17 protein-coding genes and 1 pseudogene are annotated in these 25,627 nt (G+C 74.2%); 8 read left to right on the top strand and 10 right to left on the bottom strand.

Annotation, left to right across the window (positions count from 1 at the left end):
* Positions 1 to 35: 35 nt before the first annotated feature.
* Positions 36 to 2,381, top strand: coding sequence for a glycoside hydrolase family 9 protein (locus BS80_RS13480; RefSeq protein ID WP_063771956.1), 2,346 nt, complete (start codon positions 36 to 38; stop codon positions 2,379 to 2,381).
* A 19-nt stretch (positions 2,382 to 2,400) separates the two neighbouring features.
* Here BS80_RS13480 and lnt read toward each other — a convergent pair whose 3' ends face one another.
* A complete protein-coding gene (gene lnt / locus BS80_RS40775; RefSeq protein WP_198045510.1) occupies positions 2,401 to 5,304 on the bottom strand; it encodes an apolipoprotein N-acyltransferase in 2,904 nt (967 codons plus the stop codon).
* A 129-nt stretch (positions 5,305 to 5,433) separates the two neighbouring features.
* Between lnt and BS80_RS41845 the strand changes: the two genes are divergently transcribed.
* Positions 5,434 to 5,991, top strand: a complete 558-nt coding sequence (locus tag BS80_RS41845) for a DUF3515 family protein (protein WP_051966546.1) — start codon at positions 5,434 to 5,436, stop codon at positions 5,989 to 5,991.
* Between the two features lie 69 nt (positions 5,992 to 6,060).
* Here BS80_RS41845 and BS80_RS13465 read toward each other — a convergent pair whose 3' ends face one another.
* The 5 genes and pseudogenes from BS80_RS13465 to lanKC form a co-directional block, all read right to left on the bottom strand.
* The gene (locus BS80_RS13465) at positions 6,061 to 6,909 is read right to left on the bottom strand and encodes a pentapeptide repeat-containing protein (RefSeq protein ID WP_035796751.1); all 849 of its coding nucleotides are present in this window, start codon (positions 6,907 to 6,909) and stop codon (positions 6,061 to 6,063) included.
* A gap of 45 nt (positions 6,910 to 6,954) precedes the next feature.
* The gene (locus tag BS80_RS13460) at positions 6,955 to 8,676 is read right to left on the bottom strand and encodes an ATP-binding cassette domain-containing protein (protein WP_083974597.1); all 1,722 of its coding nucleotides are present in this window, start codon (positions 8,674 to 8,676) and stop codon (positions 6,955 to 6,957) included.
* A 62-nt stretch (positions 8,677 to 8,738) separates the two neighbouring features.
* On the bottom strand, positions 8,739 to 10,460 hold the full coding sequence (locus tag BS80_RS13455) for an ABC transporter ATP-binding protein (protein WP_083974595.1): 1,722 nt from the start codon (positions 10,458 to 10,460) through the stop codon (positions 8,739 to 8,741).
* Between the two features lie 141 nt (positions 10,461 to 10,601).
* Positions 10,602 to 10,667 (bottom strand): annotated as a pseudogene (locus BS80_RS43825) (SapB/AmfS family lanthipeptide); the annotation flags it as partial.
* A complete protein-coding gene (gene lanKC, locus BS80_RS13450) occupies positions 10,652 to 13,405 on the bottom strand; it encodes a class III lanthionine synthetase LanKC (protein WP_063771954.1) in 2,754 nt (917 codons plus the stop codon). The pseudogene BS80_RS43825 and the gene lanKC, both read right to left, overlap by 16 nt.
* Before the next feature lie 668 nt (positions 13,406 to 14,073).
* Between lanKC and BS80_RS13445 the strand changes: the two genes are divergently transcribed.
* The 5 genes from BS80_RS13445 to BS80_RS39350 all read left to right on the top strand — a co-directional run bounded on the left by BS80_RS13445 (position 14,074) and on the right by BS80_RS39350 (position 18,502).
* Positions 14,074 to 14,892 carry a hypothetical protein gene (locus tag BS80_RS13445; RefSeq protein ID WP_232246452.1) on the top strand — a complete coding sequence of 273 codons (819 nt, stop codon included), beginning with the start codon at positions 14,074 to 14,076 and terminating at the stop codon, positions 14,890 to 14,892.
* 116 nt (positions 14,893 to 15,008) lie between these two features.
* Positions 15,009 to 15,800, top strand: a complete 792-nt coding sequence (locus BS80_RS13440; RefSeq protein ID WP_035796748.1) for a YcnI family copper-binding membrane protein — start codon at positions 15,009 to 15,011, stop codon at positions 15,798 to 15,800.
* A gap of 536 nt (positions 15,801 to 16,336) precedes the next feature.
* On the top strand, positions 16,337 to 17,152 hold the full coding sequence (locus BS80_RS13435; protein WP_035796745.1) for a ferritin-like domain-containing protein: 816 nt from the start codon (positions 16,337 to 16,339) through the stop codon (positions 17,150 to 17,152).
* A complete protein-coding gene (locus BS80_RS13430; RefSeq protein WP_232246451.1) occupies positions 17,149 to 17,973 on the top strand; it encodes a ferritin-like domain-containing protein in 825 nt (274 codons plus the stop codon). The genes BS80_RS13435 and BS80_RS13430 overlap by 4 nt, the downstream gene beginning before the upstream one ends.
* A gap of 88 nt (positions 17,974 to 18,061) precedes the next feature.
* Positions 18,062 to 18,502, top strand: a complete 441-nt coding sequence (locus BS80_RS39350; RefSeq protein ID WP_083974593.1) for a cupredoxin domain-containing protein — start codon at positions 18,062 to 18,064, stop codon at positions 18,500 to 18,502.
* Between the two features lie 341 nt (positions 18,503 to 18,843).
* On the opposite strand, the gene BS80_RS13420 is transcribed toward BS80_RS39350, so the two are convergent.
* Positions 18,844 to 20,757 carry an AfsR/SARP family transcriptional regulator gene (locus tag BS80_RS13420; protein ID WP_051966544.1) on the bottom strand — a complete coding sequence of 638 codons (1,914 nt, stop codon included), beginning with the start codon at positions 20,755 to 20,757 and terminating at the stop codon, positions 18,844 to 18,846.
* Positions 20,758 to 20,969: 212 nt separating this feature from the next.
* Entirely contained in the window at positions 20,970 to 22,361 is a 1,392-nt protein-coding gene (locus tag BS80_RS42745) for a helix-turn-helix domain-containing protein (RefSeq protein WP_051966543.1), read from the bottom strand.
* 207 nt (positions 22,362 to 22,568) lie between these two features.
* On the opposite strand from BS80_RS42745, the gene BS80_RS13405 reads away from it, so the two are divergent.
* Positions 22,569 to 23,225 carry an alpha-ketoglutarate-dependent dioxygenase AlkB family protein gene (locus BS80_RS13405; protein WP_198045509.1) on the top strand — a complete coding sequence of 219 codons (657 nt, stop codon included), beginning with the start codon at positions 22,569 to 22,571 and terminating at the stop codon, positions 23,223 to 23,225.
* Here BS80_RS13405 and BS80_RS13400 read toward each other — a convergent pair.
* Both BS80_RS13400 and BS80_RS37715 read right to left on the bottom strand, forming a co-directional pair.
* Positions 23,222 to 23,947 (bottom strand): rhomboid-like protein, encoded by a 726-nt coding sequence (locus BS80_RS13400; RefSeq protein WP_157536236.1) that lies wholly within the window; start codon positions 23,945 to 23,947, stop codon positions 23,222 to 23,224. The two genes, BS80_RS13405 and BS80_RS13400, sit on opposite strands and share 4 nt — an antisense overlap.
* A gap of 74 nt (positions 23,948 to 24,021) precedes the next feature.
* Positions 24,022 to 25,458 carry a protein kinase domain-containing protein gene (locus BS80_RS37715; protein ID WP_051966541.1) on the bottom strand — a complete coding sequence of 479 codons (1,437 nt, stop codon included), beginning with the start codon at positions 25,456 to 25,458 and terminating at the stop codon, positions 24,022 to 24,024.
* Positions 25,459 to 25,627: the final 169 nt, after the last annotated feature.

Here is a 25,627-nt window from a genome sequence, read left to right as displayed (position 1 = left end):
CTGCCTACCGGCCCGCCTGCCCCGAGGAGCCCTGCATGGACCGACGACACCTCCACCGCTCCATAGCCCCGGCGGCGCTCGCCGTCGGCGGCGGCCTCGTGCTGGCGATGCTGCCGTACGCGGCGGCGCCGGCCCACGCCGCGACGACCGGCCAACTCCGCACCGACCAGGTCGGATACGCGACGGGTGAGAGCAAGATCGGCTACCTGATGGCCTCCGGGGCGCTCTCGGGGGAGACCTACAAGGTGGTGAACGCGGCGGGTAGCACGGTCGCGAGCGGGACGGTGGGCGGCGCCAGCCGCGGATCCTGGAACTCGGCGTACCCGGACGTCTACCCGATCGACTTCTCGGGCGTCACCGCCGCCGGCAGCTACCAGCTCGTCGCCAGCGGGCCGGTCGGCGCCACCTCGGCCACCTTCCAGGTCGAGAGCGCCGCCGCGCTCTACGGCACCCTCGTCTCCGACGGGGTGAACTTCTACCAGAACCAGCGCGACGGCTCGAACCTCGTCGCGGGTCCGCTGAACCGCAAGCCCGCGCACCTCAACGACGCCGCCGCGAGCGTCTACCAGACGCCGAGCTTCCAGTCCGGTGGCAACGGCGACGTCATCAACGGCTCCTCGCTGACGAAGATCGGCGGGCCGGTGGACGTCACCGGCGGGTGGTTCGACGCCGGCGACTACCTCAAGTTCACCTTCACCACCTCCTACGCCGACGACCTGCTCTACGCCTCCGCCCGCGCGCTCGGCAGCGCCGCCCCCGCCGCCCTCTCCGCCGAGGCCCGGTACGGCAGCGACTGGCTGAACAAGATGTGGAACCCGTCCACCAAGACGCTCTACCTCCAGGTCGGGATCGGCAGCGGCAACGCCAGTGGCAGCTTCTACGGCGACCACGACCTGTGGCGGCTGCCGCAGGCCGACGACTCCGACACCGCGAGCGCCGACCGGTACGCCGCCGCGCACCGGCCGGTCTTCGAGGCCGCGGCGCCGGGGGCGAAGATCGACCCCGACCTGGTGGGCCGGGTGGCCGCCTCCTTCGCGCTCGCCGCGCAGGCCGAGGCCGCCACCGACCCGGCCGGCGCCGCCACCGAACTGGCCGACGCCACCTCGCTCTACGCGATGGCGAACACCAGCCCGTCAGGCACCCTGGAGTCCGCGGCGCCCAACGCGTACTACCCGGAGAGCATCTGGCACGACGCGATGGAGCTGGGCGCCACCGAGATCGCCCTCGCCCAGCAGGCGCTCGGCAACCCCGCCGCCACCTACACCCCCTACCTCACCCAGGCTGCGACCTGGGCCGCGGACTACATCGCGAGCGACTCCGGCAAGGACACGCTCAACCTCTACGACGTCAGCGCCCTCGCGCACGCCGACCTGGTCAGCGCCCTCGCGCAGGCGGGCAACCCGTCCGGGCTGGCGATCGGCAGCGCCGCCCTGGTCGCCGACCTCAAGGCGCAGGTCGCCTCGGCCGCCAAGGTCTCGGCCTCGGACATCTTCCGTGCGGGCGGCAACTACGCCGACTTCGACGTGGATTCGCACACCTTTGGCTTCATCTCCACCGAGGCGCTCTACCAACGGGCCAGCGGCGACGCCCAGTTCGCCGCCTTCGCCTCGCAGCAGCGCAACTGGCTGCTCGGCGGCAACGCCTGGGGGACGAGCTTCATGGTGGGCGCCGGGACGACCTTCCCGACCTGCATGGGCTCGCAGATCCCGAACCTGTCCGGCTCGCTCAACGGCGCCGCGCCCGTCGACACCGGAGCGGTGGTCAACGGGCCCAACGGCACCAGCAACTTCACTGGCGGACTGGGCAGTCTGCAGGGCGGCATGAAGAAGTGCGAGCAGGACTCGTTCACGGCCTTCACCGGCCACGGCAGTGAGTACGTCGACGACGTGCGGTCCTGGCAGAGCAGCGAACCCGCGCTCGACATGACCGGCAGCGCGATCCTCGCGGGCGCCGTGCAGTCCTCGCTCACGGGCAGTGTGACCCCGCCCTCGCCGGGCGGCCGGAGCTACGAGGCTGAGGCGGCCGCGCTGGCCGGCGGCGCCAACGCGACCGGCTGCTCGGCCTGTTCGGGTGGGAAGAAGGTCAGTGCGGTGGGCGGCGGCAGCGGTGGCACGGTGACCTTCGGCGGGATCTCCGAGCCCGCCGCCGGGGCGTACCGGTTGAGCGTCTCCTACCTCAGCGTGGGCAAGGCGAAGCAGGCGACCGTGACGGTCAACGGCGCCGCGCAGACCGTCGCCTTCCCCGAGACGGACCCGAGCAGCTACGGCGTGGTCGGCACGGTCACCGTGACGGTCCAGCTGGCCGCCGGAAGCGCCAACACGGTCGCGTTCTCGGCCAGTTCCGGCAAGTCCGCGCCCGACCTGGACCGGATCGTCGTCTGACGGCCCGTGATCGGCGTGGTCACGGTCGCAGGGTGGCGCCCGTGACCGCGCCCGCCAGGGTGCTGAAGGCGAGGGCCAACACCCAGTCACCGGCCCGGTCGTAGGGGGTCGTGCCGGAGACCAGCGGGACCTGGACGGTGAAGGATCCAGTGAACGAGGGCGGATACCAGGCGAGTTGGCGTCCCTGGGCGTCGAATGCGGCGCTGACGCCGGTGAGTCCGGACTGGACCACCGGGCGGCCGGTCTCCGCGGCACGCACCGCGGCCAGCGAGGCGTGCTGCGGCTGCGCCCAACTGCCTTGGAAACTAGAGGTGCTGGTCTGGTAGACGATCAGCTGGGCGCCCTTGGCGACCTCGTTCCTGGCCATGTCGGGAAAGGCCGACTCGAAGCAGATCAGCGGGGCGAAGGTGAGTGACCGGGTGTGCAGCACCACGATGCCGTCGCCCCGCCGGCGGTTGGTCTGGGCGGCCTTGCTGAGGTGGGCGGTCCAGCCGAGCAGCGGGCGCAGCGGGATGTACTCGCCGAACGGGACCAGCCTGGTCTTCTCGTAGCTGCCGGCCACCCCCGTCGGGGCGATCAGCACGGACTGCTTGTACCAGCCCCCGCCCCCGGTGGCGGGGGCGTCCACGTTGACCAGCAGGTCGGCGCCGGCCGTCGTGGCGAGCGCCTGGAGCCGGTTCAGCAGGGCCGGGTCGCCGCTCAGGTCCGCGCCGACGCTGCTCTCGCCCCACACCACCAGCGCCGCGCCGGGGGCCAGTTGGGCGGTGGCACTCTCCTCGGCGGCCTCGCGGGCGGCGGGGGAGGCGAGGACTCCGGGCTGGACCACGGCGATCCCGACGGTGCGCTGCACCGGCGGATCGGTGCGCAACGCGGCCCAGACCGGTCCGGTCGCCGCGCACGCGGCCGCCACCAGCAGCGCCGTCCCACGCAGCCGCCACGGCCGCCACTCCCGCGACTGCCCCCACTCCCGCCAGTGCCACCCGTGCCACCCGTGCCACCCCTGCCGCCAGGCCGTTCCCGGCCCGGGCAGCACGAACGCCACGACCAGCGCGGTGTTGGCGGCCATCACCAGGAACCCGGTCAGCCAGACCCCGCCGAGCGAGGCCGAGGCGAGCATCGCGGGCTCGCGCCACTGGCTGGCGCCGAGCAGTGCCCACGGTCCGCCGAGGCTCTGCCAGGAGCGGACCGCCTCCGCACAGGTCCACGCGCCGGGTACCACCAACAGCGCGGCGCAGGCCCGCCGTCCGGTGACGGGGGCACCGAGCAGGCGGTGCACGGCCCAGCCCCACGGCAGCCACAGCGCGCCGAGCAGCGCGCCCATCAGGACGATCGCGGGGCCGATGTCGGGCAGCAGCCAGTACTGGGTGGCCATCACGAACGCCGCCGCACCCCACCAGGCCCGCACCATCGCCTCGCGCCGGGTCGGCGCGGCCCGCACCACCAGCAGCAGCGGCACCAGCACCACCCAGGCCAGCCACCACCAGGACGGCGCGGGGAAGACCAGCACCAGCAGTGCTCCGGCCGGCAGCGCCGTCACCCGCCCGCGCCACCGGGGCCAGAGCGGCCGACGCGGCCAGAACGCCCGACGCGGCAGGCCGGGCCGCCACACCGTTCCCGCCCCGCGCAGCCGTATACCCCGCTGTACGTCCCGTCGTACGCCCCGACCGGACGCGGCGACCCCCGCCCAGCCGACCGCGAACGCACCGGCCACCCACCAGAGCAGCGCGCGTTCGCGCCCCAGCTGCCACCACGGGACCATCGCGAGTCCGGCGAGCGCGAAGGCGACGTTGTAGAGCATGTCGTAGATCGCGAAGACCCGGCCGCGCACGGCGTCCGGCGTGGCCCCGCCGATCAGCGCGTCGGAGGCGACCTTGAGGACCGCGAAGGCGAAGCTGACCACCCCGACGCAGGCGATCAGCACGCCGAGCGTCGGCGCGAGCCCGCCCACGTACGCGGCGGCGGCCGCCGGCGGGAAGGCGGCCGGGACGAGCGAGCGGGCCCCGAAGCGCGCGGCGAGCGGGGCGGCCGCCATGCTGCCGGCGAAGGACGCGATGCCGGTGACCGCCAGCGCGATCCCGTACCCGGAGGCGCGCAACCGGTACTCGCCGTCCGCGACCAGGATCAGCACCACGAACCCCGCGCCCAGCAGCAGCCGGTGCGCGGCGACGCTGACCATCGGCCGCCGGATCTCGGGGGTGTGGAGCACCGTACGGGCGCCGTCGGCCAGGTCGGCGAGGGCGCGGCGCAGCCGGGGCAGCAACGCGTCGCCGTGCTCCAGCGCGGGCGGCGGTGCGGGCCCGAGCGATGGCACGGTGCTGAAGGTCGCGGCCGAGCCGCCGTAGAGCAGCCCGGCGAGCAGGAAGCCGGCCACCGCCGAGTGGCCGACCAGCTGCGAGCCGCCCACCGCCCCGACGAAGGCCGCGCTCATCCCGGCGATCGCGGACGCCGCGTTCGCCGGGACCAGCCGCGCGCGGGGCACGGTCCGCGGCAGCACCGCTCCCTTGGCGGTGAGCACCAGCCGGGAGGAGGAGAGCAGCAGCACCACGGTCACGTACGCGGCCGGGGCGGAGCCGGCCTGCACGACGGCGGCGCCGGCCACCACCAGCAGCGCGCGGACCAGGGACATCACGATCAGGGTCCGGCGCCGGTCGAAGCGGTCGATCAGCACGCCGGCCACCGGACCCACGATGCTGAACGGCAGCAGCGTCACCGCCAGCACCGCCGCGATCCGTCCAGGCGTGGCGCCGTGTCCGACGTCGAAGAGGGCGAACTGGGCGAAGGCGATCTGGGCCAGTCCGTCCGCACCCTGGCCCAGGCACTGGCCGACCAGCAGCGGGCGCAGCGGACCGGCCAGGTCGTGCCGCAGCGAGCCGGGGCCCGGTGCCGACGCCGGGTCCCGGGCGGTCACCCGCCGATTGCCCATGGGCCTATCGTCTGGCGGCCACCGCGCGGACGCCAGGGGGTGGCGGGACGGACCTTGGCGTCCGCCCGGGTCCGTCCCGCCGGGGAGGGTGCGCGTCCGGCCGCGAAAGCGGGCCCATACCATGGGCCGGTGGCCCGATTCCAGCGTCCGATCCGCGCCCTAGCCGCGCTGCCCGCTCCGGTCCGGTGGCTGTCGCTGCCGCTCGGGCTGCTGGCGTGCTCCGCCCTGCTGTTCCAGAGCTGGGGCACCTGGCAGCCGCCGCTGACCGCCACGGCCCCGACCGGCGCGGTGGCCGGCTACTGCCAGGCACTGGAGAAGGCCCTGCCGGGCGCCATCGAGGGGCACCAGCGGACCACCCCCGACCCGTCGCCGTACGTCGCCGTCTGGAACAGCGCGCCGCGGACCGTACTGCGCTGCGGGGTGCCGCGGCCCAAGGCGCTGCGGGACGTCAAGAACCAGGAGTCGACCGGCCCGAACGTCAACGACGTCCAGTGGCTGCTGGAGAAGGACGGCCACGGCGGCTACCGCTTCACCGTCACGCTGCGGCTGGCCTACGTGGAGGTGAGCGTCCCGGCGAACGCCTACCCCAACTACAGCGACCCGCTGAGCTCGGTCTCCGACGCGGTCAAGGCCACCGTCCCCGACCTCAGCGGCCAGCTCGGCGGGACGGACGACCCGAGCTCCTAAGACCGGTCGGTCCAGGGCGTGTCTGACAATTCGCGTCGCGGGCCCGGCGGGAATTGTCAGACACGGCCTCTAGGCCTGGTCCCAGTGCCCGGGGCGGGTCAGGGCGGGCGGCAGCTTGGTGGCGCCGTCGCCCCTGGCCGCGTCGAGCTGGGACTGGACGAGGAACAGGGCGTCGGTCAGGTCCGCCCCGGAGAGGTCGGCGCCGCGCAGGTCGGCCCCGGTCAGGTCGGCCAGCCGCAGGTCGGCGCCGCGCAGGTCCGCCTCGATCAGGTAGGCCCCGCGCAGGCTGGCGCCGCGCAGGTCGGCGCCCCTGAGCCGGGCGCCCATCAGGTCGGCCCCGCGGTGGTCCTTCTTCTTCCCCTTCACGCCCGCCCGGGCGAGTTCGCCGGCGCGCAGCAGCAGCGTGTTGACCTCGCGCCGGTGGGCCGCCACATCCAGCTCGGCCAGCTCCTCGGGGGTGCCCTGGGCCAGCCGTTCGGTCTGCTCCAGCGCTCGGCCGAGCTCGGCGTGCAACGGGCGGGCGGCCGGCAGTGACCGGGCCTCGGTCAGGTACCGGAGCAGCTCGTGCAGGTCCCGCACGATCGGGAACACCGAGAACATCTGCCGTGCGCTGCCGGGGTTCTGCCGCCAGTCCCGTCCGCCGAAGGTCTCCTGCGAGACCCGCTGGCCGGCGCCGAAGCAGTCGTAGACGGTGCAGCCGCGGAATCCCCGGGGGCGCAGCTCGGTGTGGATGCCGCAGCGGAAGTCGGTGCGCAGATTGGGGCAGGCCTGTCCGGCGCTCTTGTCGATCGCGAAGTCCACCGAGGCGGAGAAGGCCGGTGCGACGCAGCACAGCGCGAAGCAGTTCTCGCAGTCGGCCCGCAGGCCGGCGCGGTCCCCGGTGGCGGCGGGCTGGGCGTGGTCGCGGTTCTCGGACAACGGGAGCGGTCTCCTGGGCGAGGTGGGGGCTTGAACCCTCGAACTCTAGCCGACCGCGCCGCGCGGGCCGGTCGGCAGAGCCTGTGGGGGGAGGCCCGGCGGAGTCGACCAGTGGCCCACCAGGCGCCGGTATCCGGCGGAGTGCGCGAGCAGTTCGTGATGGGTGCCGAGGACGGGGGCGGGGGTGTCCATCAGCAGTACGCGGTCGGCGCGCTGGGCCGAGCTGATCCGGTGGGCGATCACGACCAGGGTGCCGGGCCGCCGGTGGAAGGCCTCCTCGACCCGGGCCTCGGCGGCCGGGTCCAGATGGCAGGTGGCCTCGTCGAGCACGACCAGCCCGGCGCGGGAGAGGTAGGCGCGGGCCAGCGCGACGAGCTGGCGCTCGCCCGCCGACAGCCGGCCGCCGTCGATCTCGGCGTCCAGGCCGCCGAGCCGCCGCAGCAGCCCGTCCAGCCCGAGCAGGTCGGCGGTGCGCTCCAGCGCGGCGGAGCCCGCGTCCGGGCGCAGATAGCCGAGGTTGGCGCGCAGCGTTCCCGCGAAGACGTAGGCCTCCTGCGGGATCAGGACGCGGGCGGCGTGCAGCCGCTCGGCGGGCAGCGCGGCCAGCGGCGCGCCGCCGAGCCGGATCGTCCCGGCGCCCGGGGAGGTGAGGCCGGCCAGCAGGTTGGCCAGGGTGGACTTGCCGATGCCGCTCGGTCCCACCACCGCCAGGTGCTCGCCGTCGGCGACGCTCAGGCTGAGGTCGGCCAGGACGGGTTCGGCCTGCGGGTGGTAGGCGAACGAGACCCGCTCCAGCGTCAGGCCCGACCCGGCCGGCTCGGCGCTCCCGACCGGCTCGCCGGTTCCGGCGGTCCCGGCGGGAGGCGCGGCCGGGGTCGGGGGCGGTGCCGACGCCTCGGCGAGGCGGTCCAGCGCGACGGTCAGCCGCAGGCCGGAGGCCCCCAGCCCCTGCACGAGCGTGCGCAGCGCGGGCTCCAGGCTGACCGTCAGGTAGCTGAGCGCGCCGACCACGTCGCCCGCGCTCAGCCCGCCGCGGACCAGGTGCGGCGCGTCGAGCAGGATCAGCGCCACCGGCAGGTGGACGCCGAGCGCGACGGCCAGCCGGCGCACGGTGCCGAGCGCGGCCAGCCGGGTCCGGGCGCGGTGCTGCACCTCGATCGCCGCCTCCAGCGCCGCGTCGCTGCGCCGCACCGCGCCGCAGGCGACCACGTCGCGCAGCGCGCCGAAGGTGTCGGCGGCCAGCCGGGCGAAGTCCTCCTCGGCGCGCAGCAGGGCGCGTTGGCGGCGGGCGAGCGGCGGCAGGGTCAGGGTGAAGACCAGCAGCGCCACGGCGAGCGGGATCCCGATCAGCGGCAGCAGCGCGGTGCCCAGCGAGGCGGCGCCGATCAGCACGAAGACCGCGGTGACCGCGAACTGACGGACGATCAGCAGCTGTCCGGCCACGCTGTCGCGCACCGTCTCGATCTGCCGGGTGAGCCGGGAGAGTGCGGCGGTGTCCGGCGGGGCAGGGTCGAGAGCCGACCGGCGCAGCGTGGCATCGACCACCCTGCGGGTCAGTGCGTCGCGCAATGGCTCTACCACGTCGGCCAGTTGGGGGTAGACCTGGCGGGAGGCGACGGCTCCGACGACGGTCACCGCGCCGAAGGCCAGCAGCCAGGCCAGGCCGCGCAGCGGGTGGCCGGACAGGAATCCGGCGTCGAGCGCCTGGGCGATCAGCCGGCCGGAGAGCGCGGCGGGCAGCGCCTCGGCCCCGGTCCAGGCTGTCATCACGGCCAGCGGCCTGCGGTGGCGGCGCAGTTCGCCCGCCAGCAGCCGCCAGCCGGGGGCGTTCAGGACTCGCTCCCGGTGGGCATCGGGGCGAACAGGGCCCGGTAGTGCGGGTCCTGCCAGAGCGCCGCGTGCGGGGCCAGCGCCCGGACGCTCCCGCCGTCCAGCCAGGCGACCAGGTCGGCCCGGGCGGCGGTGCCCGGGCGGTGTGCCACCACCAGCCGGGTGCAGCCGGCCAGCGCGCGTTCCAGCGCCTCGTCCACCCGGTTCTCGGTGGCGGTGTCCAGGCTGGAGGTGGCGTCGTCCAGCACGACCAGCCGTCCGCCGTGCGCGATCGCGCGGGCGATGCCCAGGCGCTGCGCCTCGCCGCCGGACATCGGCGCGGCGGTCAGGGCGCAGTCGTAACCGCCGGGCAGCCGTCGGATGAAGCCGTCCGCCTCCGCGCTGCGGGCGGCCGCTCGGGCCTGCTCGGCGCTCGGGCGCGGCTCGTCGGTCCAGCGCAGCGCGTCTTCGACGGTGGCGCCCAGCAGGGCCGGGCGGGCGAAGGCGTAGGCGACGGCGGGCCGCAGCTCCTCGGCTCGCAGCTCGGTCAACGGGACGCCATCCAGCAGCAGTTGACCGCTGTCCGGGTCGGTGAGCCGCCCGGCGAGGGCAGCCAGGGTGGACTTGCCGGAGCCGGAGCGGCCGACCAGGGCGAGGGTGCGTCCGGCGGGCACGGTCAGCGAGACCCGGTCCAGCAGGGTCCGGCCGTCCTGGACGACGGTGACCTCGCGCAGCACCAGCTCACCGGGGCCGGCCGGCAGCGGACGGCTGCCGGGGAGCAGCGCGGGCGCCGCCAGGACCTCGGCGATCCGGGCGGCCCCCGCCCGGGCGCGGCCCAGGCCCAGCAGACTGCCCGCGCTGCCGAGGAAGCCGAGCGCGAGGCCGGTGTACCCGACGGCGGCCAGCAGTTGGCCGGGGGTGGTGCGGCCCGAGCCGACCCCGTAGCCGGCCACCGTGATGACGGTGATCTGCAGCGCGGGCAGCAGCAGCGAGGTGCGCCACTGCACCTGGCGCTGGCTCTGCCAGATCGCCCGCCCGGCCCGGTCCAGGTCGGTCAGCGGGGTCAGCACCCGCTCCACTTCGAGCGGGTGGGTGCCGGCGGCGTGGATCGTGCGGATGCCGCCCATCGCGTCCAGCAGCTTGGCCAGCAGGGCGGCTTGGGCGAGTTGGTAGTCCCCGGCGCTGCGCGAGACGCGCCGGACGAAGTGCCGCACGGCCGCGGTTCCGACCGGCACGCCCAGCAGCAGGACCACCGCGAGCCAGGGGTCGATCAGGGCCAGGGCCACCAGCCCGCCGATGGACACCAGCAGTCCGGAGGTCGCCTGGATGACGGCGGAGGGGGCGGCGCCGGATTCCGGGGCGCTGCTGATCAGGCGGCCGGTCAGGTCGCCGGCGTTGAACCACCGGCTGCCGGGGACGCCGAGGGCCAGCGTGTGGCGGGCCAGTCGGCGGCTGAGCGAGGCGGTCGACCCGGCCGTGCACCACGGGTCGGCGAACTGGGAGACCGTCTCGGCCAGCACGGTCACGGCCAGCAGTACGAGAAACGGTACGGCCGCGCTGTCCGGCCGGCCGGCGAGGACGGCGTCCACCGCCCGGGCCAGTGCCGCGGGCAGCAGCAGGATCGCGACCGCGTCGACGAGCAGGGCGACGAGCAGGACGGCCGCGCGCGGTGCGCTCGCCCGCAGGCCCTCCAGCAGCAGCCGGTCCGCCGACCGCGCGGCGCGGGCGGGAGGAGTGTCCATCGGTTCAGCTCCTCCCAGGGGGCTGGTCACGGGTGCCGGACGCGGAAAGGGGCCGGCCCGGGAGGCCGCTGGGTCTCCCGGGCCGGCGCCGGCGGGAGTGGGTATCCCCGCCGCCGTCTCACCTGGCTGTGAGCGGATGCGTCACAGGCAGATCAGCGTGCTGACCGTGCTGTTGCCACAGTTCAGGACGCTCAGGGTGCTGGCGTTGTCGTGGTTCTCGTCCTGCGGAAGCTCCAGGCCCTGCAGCTCGAGGATCTCCATGATCGTTCTCCTTCTGTTCGGGTGGATGGTGCACCCGGCGGTCGCCGGGGGTCTGTGGGGTGCCGCGAGCCGGTGGCCGCGAGCGGGTCGGGAAGGTCAGGGGCGCCCGGGGGCGCGGTCAGCGGCAGGCCCGGGGTGTCGGCCAGGGCGGTGCCCAGCGCGAGCAGCACGCCCGCGGAGCCGGTCGCCAGGTCGGTCGACAGTCGGAGCAACTGCTCACCGGGGAAGGCCAGATGGCCTTCGTAGGGAACCATGTGCCAGGCCAGCAGCCGACGATGGCGGTCGATCAGCGCGGTGATCCGATCGCCGTCCGGGCCGCGGCGCAGCCTGCACAGGTGGTCGATCAGCCCGGCCCGCCCGTTGAAGAGGTTGGGCAGGACGACGAACTCCGGCTCGGCGGCCAGGCGGATGGCCGGCAGGCTCGGCGCGAACGGCGAGTCGGGGCGGTGCGCCAGGTAGTCGTGCAGGACGCTGCCGATGCCCGTGCTGCCCGACTCCAGGTAGGGCAGTACCCGCGTGCCGTCGTGCACCTGGAGGCTGCCGTCGGGCGTCGTCACGCAGCGTTCCAGATCGCGGCCGAGGGACAGTTCGGTGCGCTCCAACAGCCATTCCTGGCCGGTGTGTTCGTAGAGCCGGAGGAAGGCCAGTGCCTGGCCGGCGGCGCCGCGCAGCAGCCCCACCGGATCGCCCGGCGCCGGGTCCCGCTTGTCCTGCCGCTCGCCGAGCAGCTGGGCGGCGGCCAGAGCCTGGTCCAGCAGCTCCGCGTCACCGGTGCGACCGGCGAAGTGCAGCAGGGTGAGCACCGTGCCGGGCAGCCCGCCCGCGAGGTCCAGTCCCTGTTCCTCCAGCGGGAGTTCCAGCAACCGGGTGAGCAGGTCCAGGGCCGGTGCGGGGTGGCCGAGCAGGTCCAGGGTGTAGGCGACGCCGTGGGTGCCGGTGTAGAGCCCGGGGCGGGGATCGCGCCGCCGCTCGGCGTGCAGCAGCCAGCGCACGTGCTCCTCGTCCACCTCATGGCCGGTGACGTGCAGCGCGTACAGCACACCGGCCGCGCCGTACGCCAGTCCGAGCGCGTCCACGCCGAACTGGGCCACGTCACCGGGGAAGAGCCGGTCGGTGCGTTCGGGGGTGGCGGCGGCCAGGATGCCGGCGGTGAGTGAGTCGCGCAGGGCCGGCCAGTCGGGCTCGGGAGCCGTCAGCAGGGACGTCAACTCCGCTCGCTCGGCGGGCGAGATGCGGGTCCGGGGTGCCGCGCCGGAGCGCGGTCCGGGTCGGGTCGAGGGCGTCGGCCGCTCCAGCTGCCGCCGGATGCTGTCGACGAACTCCGCTGGCAGCGGGAACAGTTCGGCAGCGGCGTCGATCAACTCGCCGACCTTGTCGGGGTCGAGCGCCAGGAGTTGCTGCATCGGCAGGAACATCCAGAGCTTGATGGCCGCCAGGGCGTACTCGTCCAGCTCGGTGCCGCTGCGGCCCGGGTCGGCGAAGCCCGCCGCACCCAGCGCGGGTCGGACGAACTGCGCTGCCATACTGGACAGTTCGAAGTCGATGAAGACGACCCGGCCGTCCGGGCGGCGGATCAGGTTGCGCGGGTGCAGGTCGCCGAAGACCACGCCGCGGGCGTGGATCTCGGCCAGGCCGGATGCCACCTGGTCCAGCAGGGCCAGTGCCTCGGCGGTGTACCGGGCCAGCTCCTCGGCGTCCTGGTCCGGGTGCACCAGCGGGTAGTTGGCCACCAGCCAGCTGTTCAGGGTGTCGCCCTCGACGTACTCCTGGACCATGAAGTGGTGTTCCCAGGCGGTCAGCCGGTCGATCAGGGCGGGGACGGCGTCGACCCCCGCCAGCTCCTGGAGGATCTCGCCCTCGTGCCGCAGCCGGGCCACCGAGTCGGTGCCGCGCTGGTCGAGCCCGGCGTGCGGCCGGGCCTCCTTCAGCACCACCTGCCGGTCGTTCGCGGCGTCCTTGGCCAGGTAGATGCCCCCGGCGTTGGAGAAGTGCAGGGCCCGTTCGACCTGGTAGGGCAGCTGCCCGGAGCGTGCGGTGCGCCGCTCGTCCAGGGTAGGCCGCAGGAAGTCCGGTACCGGTGCCCAGTCCGGCAGTTCGAAGACGGCGGCCCGTACGTCGGGTATCAGGTTGCCGTCCGGATCGGCGAAGGCGAGTTCGGCCTCGCCGGTCTCCGACCGGCGCCAGCGCTCCACGAAGGCGCCGTACCGCAGGTGCAAGGGGCCGGCCCCCCAGCGCAGGTCGCTGAGGATGTAGGGTCCCGGCTGGCCGGCCAGTTCGGCTCCCAGCACGCTGAGACATCGCTCCAACTGGGCGTCGTCCACCGGGTAGAGGGTGCAGAACTTGCCGCTGGAGCCGCGTGCGGCGTACTTGGCGTTCTGCAGTTGGACCAGCGGCAGACCCCGCAGGAACTTGAACGGCAGCCGGTCGCCCAGACAGTAGGCCCGGACGGTGGCGAGCACCTCCTCGGCGTTGTCCAGGCACGCGGACACGTGGATCTTCCAGCCCTGTTCGGGCAGCCGCAGCCCCCGGGGCTGCACACCCACCCAGGTCCCGCGGTCGTGCTGCACCCACCCGTCCGGCAACGGCTCGCCGAGCGCCGCGAACTCCTCATGGGCTCCCCAGCGCACCGGGGAGTCGTAGAAGAGCGGATCGGCGAACGAGTAGGCCTCGTAACGGGTGTCCACGGGGTGCCCCTCCAGGGTGAGTGGGTGGCTGGTGCCGCAGTGCGGCGGTGGCGTGCGGGCAGGCGGCAGTACGGGGAGGCGGGGGTGATGGCCCGGCCGCGGCGGGGGGTGGGGTGGGGTGCTGCGGGGGTGGTGGCCGGAGAGCCACAGGCGGCCCAAGGAGTCCGGCGCGGTTCGGAGGCTGCCCGCCTCCTGGCCGACGGTGGGCCGCCGGATCCCGTCCGGCGAGAAGCAGCATGCCCGTGCCCGGCAGGCCCTGCCAGGGCTTGCCGGGGCTTTGGCCGAATATGTCAGAGGCGCTGCCCGGCCGGCCGCAGACGGCGGCGGTGACCTCGATTCACTGCGCGCCGCATCCGGACGGATTCACTCCGTCACCACCTGATGACCGTCGTGCCCGCCCGTGAACGGCGCAGGCATCCTGGTAGAGGCGGATACTCCGCTTAGTGTCGAGGCCGTGCACGGACCTTCGCATCGCGGCCCGTGCGCCGGGTGGATGCGCGGGCGCACGCTCACGATCCTTCACCGTCCGTCCATATTCTGTGTGGGCTCGGCACGAAAAGTCGATTGGCCGAATCCTTATCGTGATCTGAAGGGCCCGCGCGGTCGCCGTCACAGTTCGGCGACCCCGGGTCGGCGCCGAGGGCCCGGATGGCAGGATGGCCCCCGCCATGCCTGCCGCCGTTTCCGCCCCCGCTGCTCCCGCCCCCGCTGCTCCCGCCACAGCCGCGTCGTCGTCGACGCCGCTGCCGGCGCGCGCCGGGCTGGGCCTGCGCGTGCTGCGGGCCGTGCCGTTCGCGACCGTGTGCGTCGTGCTCGCGGCGGCCGGGCACGTCCTCGCCTCGGGCGCTGCGGTGCCGCTGCCCGCGCTGCTGCTCGGCTGGCTGCTGACCTGTGCGGCGGCGGCCGGATCAGCCGGGCGGGAGCGCTCGCTGCGGGCGCTCTGCGTCGGACTCGCGGGCGCGCAGGCGGGGCTGCATCTGCTCTTCCACCTCGCACAGCCCGCCGTGTCCGGCACCCCGGGCATGCGGGACATGGCGGGGATGGCGGACATGGCGGGGATGCCGGGGATGACCGGGACGGCGTCGCCCGAGCCCCCGGCCGGCGGTGCGGCCGCGCACCTGGCGGTGACAGCTCCGCACGCCGCCGTCTTCTGGTGGCATGCGGCGCTGCTCGGGACGAGCCCGCAGATGGTCGCCGCCCACCTGCTGGCCGCGCTGGCGGCGGGCTGGTGGCTGCGGCGCGGCGAGGCCGCGATCTGGCGCCTGGTCCGGGTCGGCGCCCGGGCGGCGGACGCCGCCGCCCGGGCCTGCCCGGCGGCGCTGCGTAACGCGCTGCTGCTCGCCACCGCCCGCCCGGGCGCCCTGGCCGCGCCCGCCGCCCGGACGGTTCCGGCGGGAGCGGAGGACGACCGGCACCGGCTGCCCGCCCGGCTGCTGCTGCGGCACTCGGTGATCAGGCGCGGACCGCCGGCAGGGTCGGTCTGCTAGGCCGTGTCTGACACGGCCTGGTGCCGCGAGCCTCGCTGTCCAGAGGCCCCTTGCCCCCTGCCACCGGGCACCGTCCGGCAGCCGCCGACGCGTGCCCCGCTCCGATGGAGACACCGATGTCCCCCAAGATCCGCCTGCCCCGCCGCGCCGCCGCGCTCTCCGCGCTGGCCTGCGCCACCGTCCTGTTGGTGGCCGGCCCGGCCTCGGCGCACGTCACCGTGCAGCCGTCCGCCGCCCCGCAGGGCGCCTCGGACCAGTCCTTCGCGTTCCGGGTGCCGAACGAGGACGACAGCGCCAGCACGGTCAAGGTCGAGCTCTACTTCCCGACCGACCACCCGATCCCCTCCGCGCTGCTCGCGCCGGTGCCGGGCTGGACCGACCAGATCGAGACCACCAAGCTGGCCACCCCGATCAAGACCGACGACGGCACCATCACCGACGTCGTCTCGCACGTGACCTGGACCGGCGGGAGCATCGCCCCCGGCCACTACCAGGACTTCACCGTGGACTTCGGTCAGCTGCCCACCGGCACCGACCAGTTGGTCTTCAAGGCGCTGCAGACCTACTCCAACGGCACCGTGGTGCGCTGGATCGACACCACCCAGCCCGGTCAGCCGGAGCCGGACCACCCGGCGCCGACCCTCAAGCTGACCGCCGCCGTGCCGGACGGCGACGCCTCCGCGGCTTCGGCCGCCCCGAGCGCCGCGCCCGCCGCGACCGGCAAGAGCGCCGCCGCCGACGACTCGACGGCCCGGGCGCTGGGTGTGGCCGGCATCGTGGTCGGCGTCCTGGGCGTGGCGACCGGGGCCGTCCTCGGCCTGCGCCGCCGCCAGGGCGCCGACGCGGCGACCGGGACCGGCTCGGCCGGCACTGGGAGCGACAAGGGCTCCGGCGGCAGCGCGGAGTGACGCGGCGCCGGATCCGGGACATCTCAAGCGTCTCGGATCCGGCGGCTCAGCGCCGGTGGGTGTGCAGGCGGGGGCGGCGAGCACACCGTCCGCTGCGGCCGCCGTCTCGTCGGCGAGCCGGCTGCCGGCCGGGACCCCGAGCCGCACCCCGAGCCGCACCCCGAGCCGCCCTCCGTGGTCGAGGCCGCGCCGGGGGCCGGGGCCGAAGGTGAGCAGCTGCGAGCCGAAGAGTTCGGGCCGCCCCGCGCTCGTGGTCACCGTCAGGGAAGTCGCGGCGTGCAGCATGCTGCGCACCTGTTCGGCGTCGGTCGGCTCGAATGCTCGGGTGTGCGGGGAATGCATGCCGCGACCTCCAGTAATTTAGGTAAGCCTAACCTCATATTCCTCGAAGGCTGTCGGCCAAGTACCGATCCCTTCACTCGTGAGGGTGAATCCGAGGGACAAATGGGTGGCTGGGGCCATCCGGCCGGTGTCGAGCGCCGAATGCTGCGCAGACATGCCCGTAACAGGACGGGCTCCGGAAGAGATGGGGAGCGATGGGCCGAGAGCGCATCGACACCCGATTGCTCGAAGAACTGACCGAGCAGTCAGAGGATTTGAACAGCGACGCGGTGCGGATCACGCACAGCGCGCTGACCGACTTCGCGCAGTCCGCGCAGCCGGTGCCGGCCCGCTGGTGGCAGCGCGGCGGGGCACTGGCCGGGATGGCGGGAATGGCGGCGCTGATCGGGAGCTCGCGCGCCCTGGCCGACTCGCCGTCACCGTCCGCGTCGGGGATGTCCGTCGCGAACGACATCATGGCGCTGCAGACCGCGGCCTCGCTCGAGAACCTGGCGGTGAGCGTCTACCAGACCGCCGCCGGGCTGCCGTTCATCCAGGACGGCAACAAGACGGTGGTGGCGTTCATCAGCAAGACGACCGCCCAGCACCAGGCGCACGCGCAGGCGTTCAACGCCGCGGCCGTCCAGGCCGGCGGCAAGGCGCAGAACAACCCCGACCCGAAGTACAAGGCGATTGTCGACCAGGCGTTGCCGACCATCAAGACCCCGGCGGACGTGGTCAAGCTGGCCATCACGCTGGAGGACGTGGCCGCCCAGACGTACACCGCCAACGTCGGCCAGGTCAGCAACGGCGACCTGCGCAAGCTCTTCGCCTCGGTGGCCCCCGTGGAGGCCCAGCACCGGGCCGTGCTGCTGGCCGTGCAGGCCCTGTTGGCGGGCAACGCCGCTGATCTGATCACCATTCCGGTCGACCCGGCGAAGCTGCCCGCGGCCGCCGGCAGCGTCGGGTTCCCCGACTCCTTCTACCCGACCAAGATGGCGTCGCCGATCAGCGAAGGGGCCGTGCAGTGACCACTCGCCGGGGCAGCTGGGAGCTGCCGATCAGCGAACGTGAACTCTCCTCGCTCACCCGGGAGATGCAGCAGGCCCACCAGGAGACGCTGCCCGCGATGCGAGCCAGCGCCCTGGACCTCACCGAGGAGATCCGGGCCCGGCGCAGCGGCGAGGCCGCCAACGCCGGACGCCGCCGCTTCCTGCTGGGCGCCGGCGGTGCGACCGCCGCTCTGGTGCTGGCCGCCTGCTCCAGCGGCAGCAAGTCCGACTCGTCGGTGCCGCCGTCCTCCTCGGCCTCCTCCTCCGGTTCCCCGTCCTCGGGCGCGTCCGGCCAGTACACCGGCGACCTCCAGGTCGTCGCGCTGGCCACCGCCCTGGAGAACCAGGCGGTGGGCGCCTACAAGGCGACGCTGGACGCGGCCACGGCCGGCAAGCTCGGCACGGTCCCGCCGGCGGTGGCGAACTTCGTCACCACCGCGATGGCCCAGCACGCCGACCACGCCAAGGCCTGGAACGCGGTCCTCACCGGCGCCGGCAAGCCCGCGATCAACGACGTGCCGCTCTCCAACCAGGCGGAGACGCTCCAGGCGCTGAGCGCGGCCACCGACGTGGCCACGGTCGCCAAGCTTGCGCTCTCGTTGGAGGACCAGGCCGCGCAGACGTACCTCTTCGCGACCTACAACGTCACCAGCCCCGCCGGGATCCAGACCGCGGCGACCATCGCCCCGGTCGAGGCGATGCACGCCGCGATCCTCAACTACGTGCTCGGCCAGTACCCCGTCCCGGACGACTTCCTGCCCGTCGACAAGGCCGCCAGCCCGAGCCTGCTCACCGTCTGACGCACCCGCACACCCCCTGGCGGGGCCGGGACCGGACCCCCCTCCCGGTTCCGGCCCCGCCAGGGCCATCCTCGAAAGGCCGCAGCCCATGTCACTCACCCTCGCCCGTCGGAGCAGCCCTCGGCGCAGCATCCTGGCGGCCGGCGCTGCCTTCGCGCTGCTGAGTCTCGCGGGCTGCTCCAGCTCCAGCAGCAGCACCAGTTCCTCCTCCTCTCCCTCCGCTGCGGCTTCTGCCTCGGCGTCCGCGTCGGCGTCCTCGTCCGGGTCGGTCGCGGCCGGGTCGGCGATCAGCATCAAGAACTTCACCTTCATCCCCGCCGACCTCACCGTCGCGCCCGGCACCACGATCACCGTGACCAACGAGGACTCCACCGCGCACACGCTGACCGCCACCGGCGCCAAGGCCTTCGACACCGGCACGATCGACCCCGGAAAGACCGCGACGATCACCGCCCCCGCCGCCGCGGGCAGCTACCCGTACATCTGCACCATCCACCAGTACATGAAGGGCACCCTCACGGTGAAGTGACGGTGACGCGCCCGACAACTCGCGTTACGGAGCCGAGACGGCCGCGATACGGGCACCCGGCACGATGGCGGAGACAGCGAGCGGGACGACCGTCCCGCCCCTGTCACCGACCCGCCGCCCGCACGGGGCACGAACCGCCAGGACGGCAGCGGTCGGAGACTCCGGGATCTTGACCGCGACCCGACTGCCGTACAGGGGTCGGCATTCGGCCGCGGGACAAGCCCTTACCTGCGGATCGCCGAGGTGGGAAGATGCGCGCAGTGGTGCGACAGTTCTTCGTGGTGGGACCGGCAGCCCTCGTCCCGGCCCGGGACAGCAGCTGGACCGTTCCGGCGGGTGGGTCAACGAGCAGCCAGAAGCGGTGACCAACCACCCGTCCGCTGACTGGGCACCAGGGCGAGCCGGACCGGTAGTGCCCGGCCCAGGGCCCGGGCGCGGTCCTGCTCGTTGTCCCGGAGCAGGCTCTGTTCGCGCGCGAAGGCGCGCAGCAGGCTCTCGTAGCCATAGCGCCCGGGCGCCGTGGAGGTCAGCAGGTGGGCGTCGACCAGGTCTTCCAGCAGCTGTTCGCAGCGTCCCGGGCCGGTCTCCAGCAGCCGGGCCGCGGCGTCCACGCCCAACACCGGCTCGTCCGGCAGGGAGAGCAGCCGGAAGGCCCGGGCGGCCGCCGGGTCCAGTGCGTCGTGGCTGAGCGCGAAGCCGGCCCGGACGTCGAGACTGCCGATCCGCAGCTCGTCGAAGAGCCGGTGCTCGTCGGTCAGCCGCTCCGTCAGGTGGCGGATCTCCCAGGAGGTCCGGGCGCCCAGCCGGGCGGCGCAGATGCGCAGCGCCAGCGGCAGCCGTCCGCAGGCGGCCGTCAGCGCGGCGGTCGCGGCGGGTTCGGCCGCGACGCGTGCGGGTCCCAGGATCCGGCCGAACAGCTCGACCGCCTCGGCCGCGGACGGCAGCGCCAGTTCGACGGGGTGCGCGCCGGCCAGGTCCGTGAGCCGGGCGCGACTGGTGACCAGGGCGGCGCTCGCGGCGTCGTTGGGCAGCAGGGGACGGACCTGGCGGCTGTCGCGCGCGTCGTCCAGGACCACAAGGACCCGCCGCTCGGCCAGCACCGACCGGTAGAGCGCGGTGCGCGCGTCGAGGCCGGCCGGCAGCGCCTCCATCGGGACGCCGAGGGCGAGCAGGAAGCTGCCGAGCACGCTGCACGGGAGCGCCGGAACGCGGTCCGTGCCGTGCAGGTCGGCGAAGAGAATGCCGTCGGGGAACCCGGCGCGCACGGCGTGGGCGACGTGCCCGGCCAGGGCGCTCTTGCCCACCCCGGGCTGTCCGGAGAGCACCGCGACGAATGGCACCGTCCGGGCCGGTGTCGTCAGCCGCTCCCTCAGCGTCGCCAGCTCGGCGGCGCGGCCGGTGAAGTCGGCCAGGTCCGGCGGGAGCTGGAACGGCGTCACCAGTGCGGCCGCGAAGCGGGCGGGCTCGGCGGCGGCAGCAGCGTCGGCGTCGGTAAAGGCATCGGTATCGGTATCGCCGAGGCCGGGATCGGCGCACAGGATCCGCTGGTGGATGTCGCGCAGCTCGCAGCCGGGCTCGACGCCGATCTCCTCGGCCAGGATCCGCCGCACCTGCTGGTAGACCGCCAGCGCCTCCGACTGGCGCCCGTCGCGGTACAGCGCGGTCATCAGCTGCGCCCAGAACCGCTCGCGTCCCGGGTGCGCGGCCGTCAGCGCGCGCAGCTCGGCCACCACGCACGGACGGCCCAGCCGCAGCTCGGCCTCCAACTTCGATTCGACGGCGTGCAGCCGCTCCTCGGCCAGCCGGTCCGCCTCCTCGCGGTGCAGCAGGTCCGAGGGAACGTCCACCAGGGCGGCGCCGCGCCAGAGGCCGAGGGCCTCGTCGAGCAGCGCGGCGGCCTGGGTGAGCGCGCCCCGGTGCAGCGCCGCGACCCCCTGCTCGCGCAGCGACGTGAAGCGCTGGACGTCGAGCTCGCCGGGCTCGACCCGGATCAGGTAGCCGCCCGCCCGGGTCTCGATCCGCTCTCCGGCCGCCCCGAGCGCCTGGCGCAGCCGCATGACGTAGTTGCGCAGCGCGGCCGCCGCGCTGCGCGGCGGCCGGCCGTCCCAGACGATCTCCGCCAGCTGCTCCACCGGCGCGAGCTGTCCGGGTCGCACCAGCAGGGCCGCCAGCAGGACGCGCTGCTTGGCGGCCGGGACGACCCGGGGCCCGGCGCCGTCCTGGACCAGCAGCGGGCCGAGCATGCCGAACTCCATCCGCGCCTCCCCCTCTCTGTCGATCAACCGGACTCAGACACAGGCTCTGAGCGATCGGACAACCTCTGACAGGGGGTCCGATCTGCGCTTCTGTTCTATCCCGGTGGAGGTTGTCCGGGACGGTTCGAGCGGATCGGTCAATCAACTTCGGACAATGCGAGACCCTGGGTGACCAGGTGGATTCCTGGAGTGACGGCCTCCCGGTCCGCCGCTCAGGGGCGGAAGTAGCCGCAGGCGGCCTGCTCGGCCTTGACCCGGTCGTCCGCGCTCAGCGTCGTCGGCTGCGCGGCGGTCGGCGCGTTCGGTTGGAACAGCAGGGCGGCGGCGACGTCGGCCGGCGCCTGGCCGGCCAGGCAGGCGACCGCCACCACCGGGATCGGCCCCGGGTTGGCGGGGTCGCCGCGCAGCGGGCCGAAGCGCCACTCCGCCGCCAGGACGGGCTTGTCGCTGAAGCCGAGCTGGTGCCACTGCGGTGCGATCGCCGTCCCGCCGCCCTTGGCCGAGTAGTACGCGGCGAAGCCCGCGATCCACAGGTGCGGCCCGGTCGCGACCAGGTTGACCGTGTCGGGATCGCCGTCCTGCCCGGGGTTCACCGCGAGCGAGACGGCCGTGGGTGCCGGGACGCTGTCGGCGCACGGGGTCGGCTGCATGCTGCTGGGCGGGTTGCCGTGGATCACGGCCGAGGAGACCACCCCGCCGCTGGTCAGCTCCAGCCAGCGCATGTCCGCGTCGCCCTGGAACGCGTCGACGGCGACGTCGCCGAGGCAGTAGCCGCTGAAGTAGAGGGTGCAGTTGATCGGCACCTCCTGGAGCACGGTGGCGTTCAGGTTGGCTCCGGCGCGGACGTTGGTCTTGATCGTGTAGGTGGAGCCGTGGAAGCCACCGGGCACCGGGGTGGACACCGGACACGGGACGGCGGGAGCGGAGGACGCGGCGGTCGGGGCCGGGTGCGCCTGGCCCGGCAGCCGGGCGACCACCAGGCCGGCGATCACCAGGACGATCACGGCGGCGACCGCGGCCCAGGGGGCCCAGGGGCGGCGCCCGAACCGGCTCGCGGGCTGCTCCTCGTCGGAGCCCACGGGCGACTCGATCCGGAAGACGCCGCGCCCGGACTCCTGCGGTTGGGGCTGCTCGGCCGACGGCTCGGCGGGCTGCCCGGCGGCCGGCTTGACCGGCTGCTCGGCCGGCTGCGGCTGGGGCTGCGTCGGTGGCTGGGGCTGAGCCGGTGGCTGGGGCTGAGCCGGTGGCTGCGGATCGGGCTGGGCGGGTATCGCCGTCGGGACGGCGGAGGGCATCGCGCTCGGGCCGGCGGCGGCCGCCGGTATCTCGCGCTCGCTCGCCAGTCGGCGGTCGAGCGCGCGCCAGCGCGCCTCCCAGCCCGTCACGTCGCCGCCGCACGCGCCGACGTAAGCGAGCGTCACCTCAAGGCTGGGCTGCCGCACACCGCCGGCCGCGTCGCTCAGCGTCGTGGCGCTGAATCCGGCCAGCCCGGCCAGTGCGCGGTAGGTCGGGTTCCCGGCCTCCTCGCGCACCGCCCGGAGGTCGTACGCGAACGCCTGCAACGGACCGTCGGTCGGATCGATCGGCCGTGGTCTGCGGGCCATTGACCCTCCTGCCTTCTCTCACGGGGTGGATGCACGCTATTTGTACCGTCCCCGTCCACGGCCCGAGTCGACGCCCTGTGCGCTCCCGTTGCGGGGCAGCGCGTCGACTGATGCCTGATGAGCTGACGAGGTGTGGTCAATATAGGGGGTGCGGGGCGCGGTCCGACCTACGCTGGTCGGTGTGACTGCTGCGACGGAGGTGTCCTGATGTCCGCGCTCATCCCGCGGCCGCGTCTGGTGCTGGCGCCCGGCGCGGTGCACGTTCCCGGCTGGCTGACCCCGGAACAGCAGCGCGAGCTGGTGGTGGCCTGCCGCGACTGGGCCACCGGGCCGGTGCCGATCCGGCACACCGAGTTGCCGGCCGGCGGCGTGATGTCGGTGCGAACGGTGTGCATCGGCTGGCACTGGCAGCCCTACCGCTACACCCGCACCGCGGGTGACGTGAACGGCGCCCGGGTCGCCGAGTTCCCCGACTGGCTGGTCGAACTGGGCCGGAGCGCCCTGGTGGCCGCGTACCTGGACCCGGCGGCCGGCGACGGCTACACCCCGGACACCGCGCTGATCAACTTCTACGACGACCAGGCCCGGATGGGCATGCACCAGGACAAGGACGAGAAGTCGACCGCGCCGGTGGTCTCACTGAGCATCGGCGACAGCTGCGTGTTCCGCTTCGGCAACACCACCAACCGCAACAAGCCGTACACCGATCTGGAACTGGCCTCGGGCGACCTCTTCGTCTTCGGTGGCCCGTCCCGCTTCGCCTACCACGGCGTCCCGCGGGTTCTGCCCGGTACCGGTGACCCGGACACCGGGCTGGCCGCCGGTCGCCTCAACATCACCCTGCGGGTCACCGGCCTCACCTAGCCGGCTCTGGTCGGCTCCGGCGTGCGGAAGAGTGTGGAGCGGGAGGCGAGCACGCCCAGGCCCAGGGCGATGAGATGCCCGGCGTCCGCCAAACCCTGGTCGAAGGCCCAGGTGGCGGCCAGGACGAGCGCGAGTGCGGGCAGCCCGTAGCGTCGCGCCCGCTCGGGGCCGAGGGCCAGCAGGCAGCCGGCCGTGGCCACCAGGCCGTAGCTGATCCCCACGTCCCGGGCGTGCGAGAGCGCGCCCGGGATCCCGGTGGCGAGCATCACCCACATCGAGCCCTCGGTGAGCAGGGTGGCTCCCAGGTGTCCGAAGGCGAAGACCGCGCCCGCTCGGGCCGCCCCCCAGCGCCACTCGGCGAGCCCGACCACCGCGGCCACCGCGAGGATGCCGAGCCAGGCGGGCACCCCGTCCACCACCAGGCCGCTGGTGAACAGCGTCCACCACTTGCCGACCTCCATGTGGTGCACATTGCTGCTGTTGTGCCGGATGAAGCGGGCCCGCTCACTGTGGCTCTCACCGGCCAGCCAGCAGGCCACCAACGTCAGCACCAGGACGTACCCGGTGGTCAGCGGGAGGCGGGTCGCCACCAGCCGCAGGACCCGGAGCACCGGCCCGCGCTCCGGCGCAGGCCCGCCGGGGTCGGGGCGGTTGTCGGTCCGTACCGCGCTGCGGTCCTTCATGCTCTCGCTGGCCACCGTTCGCGTGCTGGCTCCCGTCACGGTTTCGAGCGTAGCCAGGTTCGGCCGTTCGGCCGACGCGCCGGGGGATCCGCCCAGATCAGCGGTGGTGACTGTCACCCGTTCGGGGTGGGGACGGCCTGGACGGGCTGGCCGCCGTCCCGGTGCACGGCGGTGATCAGCACGCCGAGCCGGCGCAGCCAGGTCTGTTCGGTGGTCGCGTCGCCGACCCGCTTCTTCGCCAGCTCGCGGACCTGCTCCTGGGCGTCCTTCAACGGCTGCTCGGCCAGTAGCGGGTGGCCCTGGGCCAGTGCGGCGGAGGCGTTGTCGAGGGACTTGAGCAGCGTCAGCCGGCGGTCCGCGGGCAGCTGGGCCGGGCCGACCTCGGTGCGCAGCTGCTGGAGGCCGACGGCCGGGCTCTGCTTGTCGGTGTTGTCCGCGGCCACCGGGGTCAGGGTGCCGGTCGTGGCGCCGGCGCCATTGCGGGCGGCGGTCGGCTGCGGGGCGGGCCGGTCCACCACGAACGCGGTGATCGCGGTGATGGCGACGATCACGCCGAGGCCGGCGGCCCCGTACGCCAGCGGGCGGGAGCGGCGCTTGGCGGGCCTGGAGGCTCTGGGACGTCCGGGCCGCTCCCGCCGCGCGCCGTCGGCGGCCAGGCCGACGGCGCTGCTGGGGGCGTCGGCGTTGCCGGGGACGTCGGCGACGTCGGTGAGGTCGAGCCGCCGGGTGGGTGCCGACAGCGTCGCGAGCAGCTCCGCGCGGGCGACCGCCGCGTTCGCCGGGCGCTCGTCCGGGTCCTTGGCTAGCAGCCGCAGGACGAGCGCGTCCAGGGCCGCCGGCACCTCCGGGCGCCGGTCGGTGACCGGTGCGGGCCGCTCGGAGACGTGCTTGAAGGCGACGGCGACCGGGGTTTCCGCGGTGAACGGCGGCTCTCCGGTCAGCATCTCGACCAGCACGCAGCCCAGCGCGTAGAGGTCCGCCCGGCCGTCCACCGGCTGCGCGGTGGCCTGCTCGGGCGAGAGGTAGGCGGCGGTGCCGAGCACGGTGGCGGTCTGGGTCAGCTGGCTGCCGGACGAGCCGGCCCGGGCGATGCCGAAGTCGACGACCTTCACGCCGTCGTCCTCGGTGATCATGATGTTGGCGGGCTTGATGTCCCGGTGCACCAGCCCGGCCTCGTGCGCCACCCCCAGTGCTTCGCAGACCGCGGCGGCGATCGTCACCGCCCGCTCGACCGGCAGCCCGGCCGTGCCGGTGGTCAACTCGCTGAGCGGCTGTCCGTGGATCAGCTCCATGACGATGTACGGCGAGCCCTGGTCCACGCCCGAGTCGAAGACCATCGCGATGCCCGGGTGGGTCAGCATCGCGGCGTGCTGCGCCTCGCGCTGGAACCGTTCGGCGAAGCGCGGGTCGTCGGCCAGGCCGCCGTTCAGCACCTTCACGGCGACCGGACGCCCCAGCACCCGGTCCAGGCCGCGCCAGACGGTGGCCATCCCGCCGACGCCGAGGACCTCCGCGAGCACGTAACGCCCGTTCAGCGCCCGTCCGTTCACCTGTTCACCACTCCTCATGTCCGGCCGGGGGAGGTGCGGGCCTCGGTCGGCGGCGTCACCTCGTCGGGACGATAGCGGCCGTTCTTGTGGATTCCCTGTGGACGGTGGACCGAAGCTGGACGGGAACTCTTATGCAACTAGTTGCACAGGGCCACCCCGGCGGCCTACC

Source organism: Kitasatospora mediocidica KCTC 9733, from assembly GCF_000744225.1.
Classification (GTDB): domain Bacteria; phylum Actinomycetota; class Actinomycetes; order Streptomycetales; family Streptomycetaceae; genus Kitasatospora; species Kitasatospora mediocidica.
This window is presented reverse-complemented; position numbering and strand designations above follow the sequence as displayed.